Consider the following 14,120-nt stretch of genomic DNA (forward strand, 5'->3'; position numbering starts at 1 on the left):
CCCCATCGTGCCAAACGCGATTGGGGCCAAAGGGTTCCACGGGAAAGGACGGCTACTTCGGGGCGGGTTCCGCCTTGTTGGCGAGATATTGTTCCAGCCAGTGGATGTGATAGTCGCCGTTGATGATGTCGTCTTCGCGCACCAGAGCGCGGAACAGCGGCAGGGTGGTCTCGATGCCCTCGACCACCATCTCGTCCAGCGCCCGGCGCAGCCGCATCAGGCACTCGCCGCGGCTCTTGCCGTGCACGATCAGCTTGCCGACCAGCGAGTCGTAATAAGGCGGGATCGTATAGCCCTGATAGACTGCGGAATCGATCCGCACGCCGAGCCCCCCGGGCGGGTGATATTGCGTGATGCGGCCGGGCGAAGGACGAAAGGTCTGCGGATTCTCGGCGTTGATGCGGCACTCGATCGCGTGGCCGATGACCTGGACCTCGTCCTGCCTCGCCGGCAGGTCGCCGCCGGCGGCGATGCGGATCTGCTCCAGCACGAGGTCGATGTCGGTGATGCTCTCGGTGACGGGATGCTCGACCTGGATGCGGGTGTTCATCTCGATGAAGTAGAACTCGCCGTCCTCGAACAGGAACTCGATCGTTCCGACGCCGAGATATTTCATCTCGCGCATCGCCTTGGCGCAGGTCTCGCCGATCTTGGCGCGCGCAGCCGCGGTCAGCACGGGCGAGGGGCCTTCCTCCCAGACCTTCTGGTGGCGTCGCTGCAGCGAGCAGTCGCGTTCGCCAAGATGAATCGCGCCGCCGCGGCCGTCGCCGAGGATCTGGATCTCGATGTGACGCGGCTTCTGCAGATATTTCTCGAGGTAGACGGAAGCATCGCCGAAGGCGGATTTGGCCTCGTTGGCGGCCGTCGACAGCGCGACCTGAAGATCGGCCTCGCTCTCGGCCACCTTCATGCCGCGGCCGCCGCCGCCCGCCGCGGCTTTGACCAGCACGGGGAAGCCGATCTTCCTGGCGATCGCCATCGCGTCGTCGTTGGGGCCGACCCCTCCGTCGGAGCCGGGCACCACGGGAATGCCGAGCTTCTTGGCGGTCCTCTTGGCCTCGATTTTGTCGCCCATCAGGCGGATGTGCTCGGCCTTCGGGCCGATGAAATGCAGATTATGCTCAGCGAGGATTTCGGCGAAGCGCGCGTTTTCCGACAGGAAGCCGTAGCCGGGATGCACGGCATCGGCCCCGGTGATCTCGCAGGCCGCGAGCAGCGCGGGCACGTTGAGATAGCTGTCCTTGGAGGCCGGCGGCCCGATGCACACGCTCTCGTCCGACAGGCGCACATGCATGGCGTCGGCGTCGGCGGTTGAATGCACGGCGACGGTCGCGATCCCGAGCTCCTTGCAGGCCCTGAGGATGCGAAGGGCGATCTCGCCGCGATTGGCTATGAGGATCTTGTCGAACATGGTGTCCTTATTGGACTGACGCGCGGAAAGCGGCGAGGGCGATGAGACCGCCCTCGAACGTCACTCAATGATCACGAGCGGCTCGCCGTACTCGACCGGCTGGCCGTCCTCGATCACGATCTGCGTCACCGTGCCGGCGCGCGGCGAGGGGATCTGGTTCATGGTCTTCATGGCTTCGATGATCAGCAGCGTCTGGCCGACCGAGACCTTGCTGCCGACCTCGATGAACGGCTTGGCGCCGGGCTCCGGCGCCCAATAGGCGGTGCCGACCATCGGCGAGGTCACGGCGCCGGGATGCTTCGACAGGTCGGCAGCGGCAGGCGCGGCGGCAGCTGCGGCCGCCGGGAGCGCGGCGGGGGCAGCTGCCATCTGCATCGGCATGGTCGCGGCGACGCTGATATTGCGGGCGACGCGCAGGCGCAGGCCGGCACGCTCGATCTCGATTTCGGTGAGGCTGGTCTCATCGAGCAGCAAGGCGAGCTCGCGGACGAGGGCAGAATCCTCGCTGGAAAACTTTGCGGCTGCTTTGTCGTCTGGCTGGCGCGCCATGTTGTTTGATCCGAATGTTCTGTGTGAAGGGGAGCGTCAGGCTTTGGGCTTGAGGCCGAGCTTGGCGGCAAGGCCCTGGATGGCGAGGCGATAGCCCTCGACGCCGAAACCGCACAGGGAGGCGAAGGCCGCGCGCGCGGTGTAGGAGTGATGACGGAAATTCTCGCGGGCGTGGATGTTGGTGACGTGCACTTCGACCGTCGGGATCTGCACCGCGAGCAGCGCGTCGTGCAGCGCGATCGACGTGTGCGAATAGCCGCCGGCATTGATGATGATGCCCTTCATCTTGCGGGCGTGTGCCTCGTGGATGAAGTCGATCAGCTCGCCTTCGCGGTTGGACTGCCGGCAGTCGGCCTTGAGGCCGAACGTCGCCGCCGTCTCCCGGCACAGCGCCTCGACGTCGGCCAGCGACGCATGCCCGTACTTCTCGGGCTCGCGCGTCCCCAACATGTTGAGGTTCGGCCCGTTCAGGACAAGGATCGTGTCGGTTGCTGGTTCGGCCATTCCAATCCCGCAAGAGCTGCTTCAGCGTGGCGGGGGTTATAGGTAACAAAGCGCGTGAGGGGAAGCCTTGAAGGACCTTCGAGGTGGCTTCAGATACCTCATCCGGGGTGCAAAAATCTGTGTGGAAGCTACGGAAATTGCTTGTTAACCAGTCCGAAGCATGGCTGCCGGCCGAACGGCAAAGGGGCGGGCATTGCTGCCCGCCCCCGATGGTTGCCGGGTATCGTCTTACGTGTTCAGGACAGCCACGATCTCATAGGTGTCCGGATTCACGATCACGATCTCATCCTTGACCAGGACGTAGCGATAGGTCCGCCATTCCGGATAGATCGTCACGACGCGGGACGGCAGGGTGTGCAGCTCAATACCCTCGCGCGGAATGCGGGTGCCGACCGAGATCGAGAAGTTCACGTTGGTCACCGGACGCACGTGCTCCTCGCGGATCACCGAGGTGATCTGCGTGCGTTGCTCGGTCGAGAGCTTGGCGCCCGCGCCGGCCTGACCGACCGTCGTGTTGGTGCTGCTCTGACCCTGCGCGTTCTGGTTGGTGCTGGTGCCGGTCTGGCCCTGAGCGTTCTGGTTGGTGCGCGTCTCGGTACCCTTCTGGTTCTCGGCATTGTTGGTGCTGCTGGTGCCGCTCTTGGCGCCCTCAGCCTTCATGTCCTTCTGGTCCTTGGCGCCGGACTTGCTCGTGTCCTGACTCATGCTCTTGGACTTGTCCTGCTGACCCTGCGCGCGTTCGTCGGTGTGCTGGCCCTTGGTGGCGCCGGACTTGTCCTCAGCCGCGTTCTTGTTCATCTCGCGGCCCGAGTGCTCGTCCTTTGTTGCGCCGGAGGATTTGTCCTCGGCGGACGTGCCGGACTTCATGCTGCTGGAGCCGCCGGCCTGGCCGACGGTGCCCTTCTCATGGGCGGATTCCTTACCCATCGAGCCGCCGCGTTCGGCGGCGCCGCCGGAGGGCTGCGAATGCTGCGTCTGCGCACCACCGGCGCCGCCACCGCTGTCGCGGTTCATGGTGCCCTGTGCGTTCGCCAGACCGGTGCCCGCGACGAGCGCGAGTGTGGCAACCGAGATCATAAAGCGGTTAGACATGGAATTCTCCTCACGTGTTCATTTGCGTCATTGCCCGCGCCGACAACGAAAGGAGATTTGAGTTGTTCCGGAACTTCGGTGGTTCCGAGGCTTTTGTTTGTTGAATGCCAGATGAATGCGCGCGCCAGATTTCGGCGCAATGAAAAGGCCGGCTTTTCAGCCGGCCTTTTGCATGCGTGAAGTTGTAGAGCAGATCGCTGATCAGTCAGATCGCTGATCAGCAAGTCGCCTTGGTAGCAAGTCGCCTTGTTAGCAGGTCGCCTTTTTAACAGGTCGCCTTGCCGCAGCGGGCCACAGCGATCTTTTCCTTCAGGCTATCGACGCCGACGGCGCCGACAACGATCTGCTTGCCGATCACGTAGCTCGGCGTGCCGTTCATGCCCATTGCTTCGGCGAGCTTGAAGTTCTCCTCGATGGTGCTGCGCACCTCGGCGCTGCCGATGTCCTTCTCGATTCGAGCGGTGTCGAGGCCAGCTTCCTTGGCCGCCTGAAGTGCGCGCGCCTTGTCGGCCGCGCCACGACCGCCGAGCAGCTTCTGGTGGAAGTCGAGGTACTTCTTGCCGGAGGGATCCTGCATGCGCACCGCGACGGCGACCTGGGCCGCTTCGACCGAGCCCTGGCTCAGTACCGGAAACTCCTTCAGCACCACCTTCAGCTTCGGATCGGCCTTCATGAGGGTGAGCATGTCGTCCATCGCGCGCTTGCAGTAGCCGCAATTGTAGTCGAAGAACTCGACGAAGGTGACGTCGCCGTCCTTGTTGCCGAGCACGACCTGGCGCGGTGAGTTGAAGATCGCATCGGAATTCTGAGCGACGCTGGCCTCGTGTTTCTGCGTCTCCGCCGCGGCCTGGCGCTTGGTGAGCTCGGTCATCGCTTCCTCGAGCACCTCGGGATGGGTGACGAGATAGTTCTTGATGATCGCCTCGATGTCCGTGCGCTGGGCATCGGAGAAGCTGTCGGCCGACGCGGGCGCGGCTGCGCCGAACATGGCGAGCGCAAACAGCGCGGGAGCAAGCAGGCGCAGCGAAGGCATAGGCAAATCCTCTTATCCAAAGCAGGTTTCGGAAAACGTCCCGGCGGACTTAAGCTCGGTGTCGTGACGTCGTTTCGTAAGGCGTCGTGGCGTAAGGCGTCGTCTTGTAAGATCGTCTTGGTCTTGTCAGTTGCGCGGCGGTTTCGACGCCACGATGTCGTCGGCCTTGACCCATCCGGGCGTGCCGACGGCGAAACGGGTTTTCGCGCGCGTCGCAAGCTCGCGGGCGGTCTTGTTGTCGCCGCGCAGATAGGCGGCCTGCGCCGACGCCAGATCCGCCTCGGCATAGTCGCCTTTCCGGCCATACGCCATCGCGAGCTGCATGTAGCCGAGCACGGCCTCCGGTTCCCGTGCGACCGCGGCCCGGAGAATCCGAACGGCGTCATCGGTGTAGGCCTTATTATCGGACCCAACCAGAGCCTGCCCAAGTAACATCTCGATGAGGGGCGCGTTGTTCGAAAGTGCGACAGCCTTGCGCAGGGCCGGGATCGCCTCCGCCGGCTTGCCGCCCTCCAGCAGCGCCTGGCCGCGCACCTCGTAAAAATACGCGTTGTTGGGCTGGACCTGGATCAGCGCGTCGATCTGGGTGAGCGCGCTGCGCAAATCCCCGTGCAGATAGGTGCTGATGGCGCGGGCATAGCGCGCCGGCATGCTGTCGTTGGTCAGGGGATAGCGGCGGTACACCGTTTCCGGCCGCTCCATGAAGGCGGAGATCTTGGCGCGCACCATGTCGTGGCGCAGCTGGAGCGCGGGATCGTCCTTTTTGTCCCAATAAGGGCTGGCGCTGGCGAACTCCTGCAGTGAAGCGACGCGCTCGGCGGGCATCGGGTGCGACTGGAGATAGGGATCGGCGCCGCGCGCCGCGAACAGGCTCTCGCTGGTGAAGCGCTTGAAGGTTTCGTACATGCCCCTGGGCGACTGCTGGGTCGCTGTCAGGAATTTCACGCCGGCGCGGTCGGCGTTCTCCTCCTGCTGGCGCTGATAGGACAGCAGCGTCCGGCGGATCATCTCCTGCGGGCCGGCGAGGGCGGCGGCTCCTGCATTGGCAAGGCCATTGTTACCGGCGCTGCCGCTGCCGCGGGTGCTGCCCACGGCCATCGCGCCGGCGCCGAGCAGCATGGCGATGATCATCTGCGTCTGGGCGTTGGCGAGCTGCTCGCGCAGCTTGGACAAATGGCCGCCGGCCAGATGCCCGGTCTCGTGCGCGAGCACGCCGATGATCTGGTTTGGCGTTTCCGACTGGAGGATCGCGCCGTAATTGACGAAGATGCGGCGGCCATCGGCGACGAACGCGTTGAACGAGCCCTCGTTGACGATCACCATCTGGATGTTCTGCTTCTCCAGGCCGGCGACGCGCAGGATCGGGCGGGTGTATTCGCGCAGCAGCTGCTCGGTTTCGGTGTCGCGCAGGACCGGCGGCCCCTTGGCCTGCGCATGCGCGGCCGAGAACGGCGTCAGCGCGATCGCAGCCGCCGCGAGGAGGGAGATGAGGGCGGTGGCCTTCTTGCGCAATGTGATCTGGAACAACATCAAGCGGTCTGGGTCAAACGGTCTTATCAGCAGGCTGGTCAAGCATTCTTGGTCGAGCAGTCTTGGTCGAGCAGTTTCGTGATTGGTTTTGGCGATTGGCGGCGGACCGGATACGCGATATGCCCTTTTGAGCCGTTCCCCTTATGAGCCGTACAATGCGGCCAGTCTGGGGCGCAAGCACCCCGTTTTTCCCGGGTCGGACGGATCGGCCCCGCCAGCGAATAGCAGAAATCGATGCACGATGGGACCTTGAGGAACCGGTTGGGGCAGTGGCTCGCGCCCTCCCGCCGCAGCGATGTTCCCCCGTTCATGGTGATGGACGTGATGGCCGCGGCGGCCCGAATCGAGGCGGCCGGGGGCCATGTCATCCACATGGAGGTTGGCCAGCCCGCCGCCGGCGCGCCTAAGACCGCGATTGCAGCCGCCCGTGTGGCGCTCGAGGCCGGGCGGATCGACTATACCTCAGCGCTCGGCATCCCCTCCTTGCGCGAGCGCATCGCGCGGCATTATCGCGATGCCTATGGCTGTGACGTCAGCCCCGAGCGGGTCGTAGTGACCACCGGCTCCTCCGGCGGGTTCATTCTGGCTTTCCTGGCGATGTTTGAGCCGGGCGACCGCGTTGCCGTGACGGTGCCGGGTTATCCGCCGTACCGTCATATCCTTACCGCGCTCGGCTGCGAGCCGGTGCTGATCGAGACCACGAACGAGACCCGCCATGCGCTGACGGGCGAGGCGCTGCTGGCCGCCCATCGCAAGGCGCCGCTGAAGGGCGTGCTGGTCGGCAGTCCCGCCAATCCGACCGGGACGATGATGTCCCGCGAGGCGCTCGCCGGCCTGATCGCTGCGGCGGAAGACGCCGGCATCCGTTTCATCTCGGACGAGATCTATCACGGGCTCGACTACGCGTTTCCCGCCGTGACGGCTGCGGCGCTGTCGGACCACGCGCTCGTGATCAACTCGTTCTCGAAGTATTTCTGCATGACGGGCTGGCGCGTCGGCTGGATGGTCGTGCCCGAGATTCTGGTGCGGCCGATCGAGCGGCTGCAGCAGAACCTGTCGATCTCGGTGCCGTCGCTGTCGCAGATCGCGGCCGAAGCGGCCTTCGACGGCGCGGCCGAGATGGAGGAGATCAAGCACGGCTATCAGGAAAACCGGCGCATCCTGATCGAGGGATTGCCCAAGGCCGGCCTGACCAGATTTCTGCCGGCCGACGGCGCGTTCTATCTCTATGCGGACGTCTCGGATTTCACCTCCGACAGTTTCGAGTTCGCCAAGCAGATGCTCGAACAGGCCCATGTCGCGGTCACGCCGGGCCTCGACTTCGATCCCATCCATGGTGGTTCATTCATACGGCTCTCTTATGCGCGTTCGGCTGCGGAGATGCGGGAAGCAGTTGACCGGATCGCTCACTGGCTTAAATAGCCGCCAGTTTTCGCCCGCCTTCTGGAGTGCAACTTGTCTGACCGTTCCCTCCCCTCTACCGCCACGCATTCTCCTCTCGCCGCATTGATGTGGCCGATCCGGCCGGGTGAAACCGTCGGCGCCTTGCGCGCCGTCGTGCTGATTGCGCTCGGCACCGCCTTAATGGCGCTGTCAGCCAAGGTGAACCTGCCGCTGCCTTACGTGCCCATGACATTGCAGACGCTGGTCGTGTTGATGATCGGCGCCGCCTACGGCTGGCGGGTTGGCAGCGCAACCATGATCGCCTACCTCGCCGAGGGTGCAATGGGCCTGCCGGTGTTCGCCGGCCCCGTTGGTGGAATTGCACCGCTGGTGGGCCCGACCGCGGGCTATCTGTTCGGCTTCATTGGCGCCGCCTTCGTCACCGGCTGGCTCGCCGAGCGCGGCTGGGATCGCAGCGTAACGCTGCTGTTTGCGGCCATGGCGGCCGGCCACATCCTCATTCTGGCCGCGGGCTTTGGCTGGCTGGCCTTCGGTCTCGGCCTGGGCGCCGCAAAGGCGTGGCAGGTCGGCCTGATGCCGTTCGTTGCGGCGTCGCTGGTCAAGAACGCGCTGGGCGCGACGTTGATGCCGGCGATACGCCGGGTGGTCGATCGCGGGTAAAGCGCGCAATATCGAGCAGTTCCGATTGACAGGGCCGGCCAAGTTGATCTTGGCTGGCCTGGCGTTTTGAGGGGGAGTGAAACAATGACGACGACAACGATGGTGGGGGCGCCGGTCGCGCCGCCCGCCGCCAAGCCGTGGTACAAGGTACTTTATATCCAGGTGCTGATCGCGATCGTGCTCGGCGCCATCGTCGGCTGGCTCTGGCCGTCGGTCGCCACCAATGAGTGGATCAAGGCACTCGGCGACGGCTTCATCAAGCTGATCAAGATGGTGATCGCGCCGATCATCTTCTGCACCGTTGTCTCGGGCATCGCCCATATCCAGGACGCCAAGAAGGTCGGCCGCATCGGCGTCAAGGCGCTGGTCTATTTCGAGATCGTCTCGACCTTCGCACTGGTGATCGGCCTAGTCATCGGCAATCTGGTGAAGCCGGGTGCGGGCTTCGGCGGTGCCGCCGCCAATGCGCAGGCCGTCGCCAACTACGCCAAGCAGGCCGAAGGCCAGAAGTCGGTCGACTTCGTGCTGCACATAATTCCGGACACCGTCGTCGGCGCCTTCGCGCAAGGCGAGATCCTGCAGGTGCTGCTGTTTTCGGTGCTGTTCGGCTTCGCCATCATGGGGCTCGGTGAACGCGGCCACACCATCCGCTCGTTCATCGACGACGCCGCGCATGCGGTGTTCGGCGTCATCTCCATCGTGATGCGCGCAGCCCCGATCGGTGCCTTCGGCGCGATGGCCTACACCATCGGCAAGTTCGGCACCGGGGCGATCCTCAACCTGGTCGGCCTGATCGCGACGTTCTACCTGACCGCGGCGCTGTTCGTATTCGTCGTGCTCGGAATCATCGCGCGCTTCGCCGGCTTCTCCATCTTCAAGTTCCTCGCCTACATCAAGGACGAGCTGCTGATTGTGCTCGGCACCTCGTCCTCGGAAAGCGCGTTGCCGTCCTTGATGGAAAAGCTCGAGCGCCTCGGCTGCTCCAAGTCGGTGGTCGGCCTCGTGGTGCCCACGGGCTATTCGTTCAATCTTGACGGCACCAACATCTACATGACGCTGGCGACGCTGTTCATCGCGCAGGCGCTGGGCTTCGATCTCACCTTCGGCCAGCAGCTCACCATCCTGGTGGTGGCGATGCTGACCTCGAAGGGCGCCTCCGGCATCACGGGCGCGGGCTTCATCACGCTGGCGGCGACGCTCGCCGTGGTCGATCCGCGCCTCGTGCCGGGCATGGCGATCGTGCTCGGCATCGACAAGTTCATGAGCGAGTGTCGCGCGCTGACCAATCTGTGCGGCAACGGCGTTGCCTGCGTGATCGTCGCCTGGTGGGAGGGCGAACTCGATCGCGACAAGCTCAACGCCAACCTCGCCCGGCAGATCGATCCGACCGACATGGAAACGGCGGTCACGACGGATTGATCTGCATGTGGCGGTGCCGAGCGCCGTCAGATGTTGAAATAATAGGGCTGGTCGAGATCCTCGATCAGCCCTTTTTCTTTCGCTGCGAGGGCTTAGAACCGCTCCGGCCGGTACGGCGTGGGATCGATCGCGGGCGTTTCGCCGCTCATCATCTCCGCGAGCAGGCGGCCGGTCGCGGGTCCAAGCGTAAAGCCCTGGTGGCCGTGGCCGAAGTTCATCCAGAGGCCGGCATGGCGTGAGGCAGGGCCGAGCACCGGCAGCATGTCGGGCGTGCAGGGGCGGGTGCCGAACCATGGGTCGGGCTCGACCCGCTTGCCGAGGTCGATCAGCTCGCGCGCGGAAGCTTCCGCGCTGGCGAGCTGCACGGGCGTTGCCAGCGCGTCCAGGCCGGTCAGCTCCGCGCCGGTGGTGATGCGGATACCCTTCGCCATCGGACCCATGGCGTAGCCACCGGCCTTGTCGACCAGCGGCAGATCGAGCGAGGCGCCGCCGCTGTAATGCATGTGGTAGCCGCGCTTGCGCACCAGCGGGATGCGATAGCCGAATTTGAGCAGGAGATCGGGCGACCACGGCCCGAGCGTCACGACGGCGTGGGCGGCGTCGACGCGCCCATGGTCTGTCTTGACCGACCAGCCGGTGGCGGTCTGCTGCAGGCTTTGGGCATCACCGAGCACGATGGTGCCGCCGAGGCGCTCGAACAGATCGGCATAGGCCGTGACCAGCGCGCCGGGATCGGACACGGTCCAGGTGTCGAGCCAATGGATCGCGCCGGGCAGGTCGTCGCGCAGGACAGGTTCGGCCTTGGCGAGCTCGGCGCCCGAGAGCGCACGAAACCTCACGCCGAATTCGCGCTGGTCTTCTTCCGCCGCCTTGACGGCGAGATCGAACGAAGCTGCGTCGCGATGCAGGTGCCGGTATCCCGCGCGGCGGATCAGATTGTCGGCGTGGGCTTCGCGAATGAGGATGTCGTGCTCCGCCGTCGCGTAGGCGATCAGCCGCGCCCAGGCGTCGATCGCCTCACGATGCCGCTTCGGCGCCGAATGCCACCAATAGCGAAGCAGGGGCTCGATATGGAGATGAAGCGAAGACAGGCTGTAACGCACGTCGTTGGTGCGGCCGGTCGCGATCTTCAGGAGCGTGGCGAGGTCGCGCGGCATCGGGTAGGGGCGCACCGCTTCCGCCTGGATCATGCCGGCATTGCCGTAGCTGGTCTCTCGGCCCGGCTCTCTGCGGTCGATCAGCGTGACGGACCAGCCACGCTGCTGCAGGTGCAGCGCCGCGCTGACGCCGATCATGCCGCCGCCGAGGACGATCGCGCTTTGCATTGAACTGACCTCGCCAAATCAAAACCGCCCGGTTTGGCCGGGCGGTTTCAACTATCTTGTTGCTCTATTCGCCGCCGCCGAAGCGGCGGGACCACCAGCCGGCACGACGCGGTGCGGGCGAGGTTTCGCTTGCCGCTGCGGGCGCGGGCTCCGGAGCGGGGGCGGGCGGGGCAACCGGCTCGGCCGCCTGTGCAATCGGTGTCGGTTCACTCTGGCTGCTCGACAGGAAGCTCACCTTTTCCCGAACCGTCGAGCGGCGTCGTGCGGCCTTGTCGTCGGCGTGCTCTTCGTCCGCGGCAGCAGGAGGCGGCTCAGGCTGGGCCGCTGCCTCGATCTTTGCCTCGGCGCGCGGCTCAGGCTGGTTGACCTGGGGTTCAGAGGTGTGCTCGGCCTGCGCGATCGAGGGCGCAGCCTCGCTGCCAAAACCGTCGAAATCGGCGACTGCGTCGGTCGCTTCCGACGGTGCATTGGCAGCGAGCTCGTCGCTGATGGAGCCGGCGAGACCTTCCTCTCCAGGACCGCGACGGCGGCGTCCGCCACGGCGACCACGCCGGCGACGGCGGTCGGCGCTGCCCTGCTGCTCGCCACGGGCTGCCTGTTCCTCGCCTTCCTCGCCGTCCGGCTCGGCCTCGGCATCCTCTTCGCCTTCGCCGGCTGCCATGGCCGTCTCGGCAATAACGGGAGCGCCATCCTCGCGCGTCTCCTCGTCGCGCGGGCCACCGCGACCGCGGCGGCGACGGCGACGCTTGCGGCGCTGGCCGTCCTGCTCGGTAACGGCGTCGCCTGCGGTCTGCTCCTCGGCGAGACCTTCAGTCTCCTCGGTCTCGACCTCGGATTCGGTCTCCGGATCGAACTCCTCGTCGTCATAGGCCTCTTCGACCAGGGGCGGCGGGCTTGCGGCCGCCTGCGCCGCCAGCAGAGCCTTGGCGGCTTCCAGCGTATGCACCTGCTCGCCGCGGTCGATGACATAGGCCTGCGGTCCGCTGACGCTCGGGTCGGCGATGACCGACAGCGTGACCTTGAAGCCGTTCTCAAGGTCGCGCAGATGGCCGCGCTTGTGGTTCAGCACATAGAGCGCGACGTCGGTGCGGGTGCGGACCACGAGGTTGTGGGTTGCGCCCTTCATCAGGATCTCTTCGAGGCCGCGCAGCAATTGGAGCGCAACCGAGGACACCGAGCGGACATGGCCGGTGCCACCGCAATGCGTGCAGGGATCGGTCGAGGATTCCAGCACGCTAGCGCGGATGCGCTGGCGTGACATCTCGAGCAGGCCGAAATGCGAGATGCGTCCGACCTGGATCCGCGCGCGGTCCTGCCGGAGGCAATCGGACAGCTTGCGTTCGACCGCGCGGTTGTTGCGCTTCTCGTCCATGTCGATGAAGTCGATGACGATCAGGCCGGCGAGGTCGCGCAACCGAAGCTGACGCGCAACCTCCTCGGAGGCCTCGAGATTGGTCTTGAGCGCGGTATCTTCGATATGATGCTCGCGCGTCGAACGGCCGGAGTTGACGTCGATCGAGACCAGCGCTTCGGTCTGGTTGATCACGATGTAGCCGCCGGAGCGCAACTGTACGGTCGGCGAGAACATCGCATCCAGCTGGCTTTCGACGCCCATCCGCGAGAACAGCGGCTGGCCGTCGCGATACTGTCTCACCGCGCTCACATTGGCGGGCATCAGCATCTTCATGAAGTCGCGCGCTTCGCGGTAGCCGGCATCGCCCGCCACCTGGATCTCGTCGATCTCCTTGTTGTAGAGGTCGCGCAGCGAGCGCTTGATCAGCGAGCCTTCCTCGTAGACGAGGGTCGGGGCCTGCGACTTCAGCGTCATGTCGCGCACCGTCTCCCACATGCGGATCAGGTACTCGAAATCGCGCTTGATCTCGGGCTTGGTGCGGGCGGCACCCGCCGTGCGCAGAATGATCCCCATGCCCTCGGGCACGTCGAGATCCTGCACCACTTCCTTCAGGCGCGAACGGTCCTGCGCGCTCGTGATCTTGCGGCTGATGCCGCCGCCGCGCGCGGTGTTCGGCATCAAAACGGCATAACGGCCGGCGAGTGAGAGGTAGGTCGTCAGCGCCGCGCCCTTGTTGCCGCGCTCTTCCTTGACGACCTGCACCAGCATCACCTGGCGACGCTTGATGACTTCCTGGATCTTGTACTGGCGGCGGGGACGGAAGGTGCGCTCCGGCACTTCCTCCAGCACATCGTCGCCGCCGACGGATTCAACGACGTCCTCTTCGGCTTCCTCGTCGTCCTCGTCTTCGTCGTCATCCTCGGCCGTCGCTTCGGAGTCGTGATGCGGAGCCTGCGCACTCTCACCTGCGGCGTACACGGCGTCGGCAGGCTCAGTAGCCGATGTCACGGCCTCGGCAAGATCGTGAGCGTGCGCGTCGGAGGCAAACTCCTCCGGCTCGGCAACGGCCTCGGTGGCGACCGCGGGCTCGGCGCCGATCGCCGCGACAGGCGCCGGTGTCTCGTCGGCATGATCATGGTCGTGATGATCGTGCTCGCCATGATGATCGTGGTCGTGATGATCGTGCGCGTGATGATCGTCACCATGGGCATGATGATGGTCGTCGTGGTCATGCCCTTCGTGGTCATGTGCTTCGTGGCCGTGATGATCGTGGCCTTCGTGCTCGCCGTGATGCTCTGCGTCGGCGTGCAGGTGCTCGCCCTCGTGCGAAGCGCCCTCAGGCAGGGCCTCGCCCTGGACCTGCCGGGCCGCGGGATCGCCTTCGACGACCTCGCTGCGGACGCGCTCGCCATGGCTACGGCGGCGGGAATTGCGGTGGCGGGAGCGGCGGCGGCCCTGGGAGCGGTTCTCGCTCTCTTCCTCGGCCTCGCGATGGGCCTGCTCCTCGGCTTCGATCAGCGCCTGCCGGTCGGCAACCGGAATCTGGTAGTAGTCGGGATGGATTTCGCTGAAGGCGAGGAAGCCGTGGCGGTTGCCGCCATATTCGACGAAAGCGGCCTGGAGCGAGGGTTCGACCCTTGTGACCTTGGCGAGGTAGATATTCCCGCGCAGTTGCTTGCGTTGCGCGGTCTCGAAATCAAACTCTTCGACGCGATTGCCGCGGACCACGACGACCCGGGTCTCTTCCGGGTGGGTGGCATCGATCAACATCTTGTTGGGCATGTCTTAACTCTTGGCGGCGGCGGGCGCGATTCACCGTGGGCGCCATCAGCGCTGCCG

The 14,120-nt window shown here is 65.3% G+C and carries 11 protein-coding genes; 3 read left to right on the forward strand and 8 right to left on the reverse strand.

Translation table 11 applies throughout. The features are described from left to right. Positions 1–52 precede the first annotated feature (52 nt). From accC to ACFQX9_RS22925, 6 genes are all read right to left on the reverse strand, one after another. On the reverse strand, positions 53–1,411 hold the full coding sequence (accC, locus tag ACFQX9_RS22900; RefSeq protein ID WP_377790680.1) for an acetyl-CoA carboxylase biotin carboxylase subunit: 1,359 nt from the start codon (positions 1,409–1,411) through the stop codon (positions 53–55). 60 nt (positions 1,412–1,471) lie between these two features. After that, positions 1,472–1,960: an acetyl-CoA carboxylase biotin carboxyl carrier protein gene (gene accB / locus ACFQX9_RS22905; RefSeq protein ID WP_007591611.1), complete on the reverse strand. Its 489-nt coding sequence runs from the start codon at positions 1,958–1,960 to the stop codon at positions 1,472–1,474. Positions 1,961–1,996: 36 nt separating this feature from the next. Further along, the gene (gene aroQ, locus ACFQX9_RS22910; protein ID WP_247297418.1) at positions 1,997–2,464 is read right to left on the reverse strand and encodes a type II 3-dehydroquinate dehydratase; all 468 of its coding nucleotides are present in this window, start codon (positions 2,462–2,464) and stop codon (positions 1,997–1,999) included. Between the two features lie 228 nt (positions 2,465–2,692). Then, positions 2,693–3,556, reverse strand: coding sequence for a DUF1236 domain-containing protein (locus ACFQX9_RS22915; protein WP_247405123.1), 864 nt, complete (start codon positions 3,554–3,556; stop codon positions 2,693–2,695). Between the two features lie 265 nt (positions 3,557–3,821). After that, a complete protein-coding gene (locus ACFQX9_RS22920) occupies positions 3,822–4,589 on the reverse strand; it encodes a DsbA family protein (RefSeq protein ID WP_018454480.1) in 768 nt (255 codons plus the stop codon). A gap of 126 nt (positions 4,590–4,715) precedes the next feature. Beyond that, positions 4,716–6,119: a M48 family metalloprotease gene (locus tag ACFQX9_RS22925; protein WP_085357769.1), complete on the reverse strand. Its 1,404-nt coding sequence runs from the start codon at positions 6,117–6,119 to the stop codon at positions 4,716–4,718. A 234-nt stretch (positions 6,120–6,353) separates the two neighbouring features. Between ACFQX9_RS22925 and ACFQX9_RS22930 the strand changes: the two genes are divergently transcribed. The 3 genes from ACFQX9_RS22930 to ACFQX9_RS22940 all read left to right on the forward strand — a co-directional run bounded on the left by ACFQX9_RS22930 (position 6,354) and on the right by ACFQX9_RS22940 (position 9,602). Further along, positions 6,354–7,541 carry a pyridoxal phosphate-dependent aminotransferase gene (locus ACFQX9_RS22930; RefSeq protein WP_377790684.1) on the forward strand — a complete coding sequence of 396 codons (1,188 nt, stop codon included), beginning with the start codon at positions 6,354–6,356 and terminating at the stop codon, positions 7,539–7,541. 87 nt (positions 7,542–7,628) lie between these two features. Next, positions 7,629–8,183 (forward strand): biotin transporter BioY, encoded by a 555-nt coding sequence (locus tag ACFQX9_RS22935; RefSeq protein WP_377791053.1) that lies wholly within the window; start codon positions 7,629–7,631, stop codon positions 8,181–8,183. 84 nt (positions 8,184–8,267) lie between these two features. After that, on the forward strand, positions 8,268–9,602 hold the full coding sequence (locus ACFQX9_RS22940) for a dicarboxylate/amino acid:cation symporter (protein WP_018454476.1): 1,335 nt from the start codon (positions 8,268–8,270) through the stop codon (positions 9,600–9,602). A gap of 92 nt (positions 9,603–9,694) precedes the next feature. Here the strand turns inward: ACFQX9_RS22940 and ACFQX9_RS22945 are convergent, their stop codons facing one another. Together ACFQX9_RS22945 and ACFQX9_RS22950 are read right to left on the reverse strand one after the other, a co-directional pair. Beyond that, positions 9,695–10,927 carry an FAD-binding oxidoreductase gene (locus tag ACFQX9_RS22945; RefSeq protein WP_085353519.1) on the reverse strand — a complete coding sequence of 411 codons (1,233 nt, stop codon included), beginning with the start codon at positions 10,925–10,927 and terminating at the stop codon, positions 9,695–9,697. 64 nt (positions 10,928–10,991) lie between these two features. Next, the gene (locus ACFQX9_RS22950; protein ID WP_247405130.1) at positions 10,992–14,063 is read right to left on the reverse strand and encodes a ribonuclease E/G; all 3,072 of its coding nucleotides are present in this window, start codon (positions 14,061–14,063) and stop codon (positions 10,992–10,994) included. Positions 14,064–14,120: the final 57 nt, after the last annotated feature.

It is taken from the genome of Bradyrhizobium sp. GCM10028915 (assembly GCF_042666195.1).
GTDB lineage: Bacteria > Pseudomonadota > Alphaproteobacteria > Rhizobiales > Xanthobacteraceae > Bradyrhizobium > Bradyrhizobium canariense_D.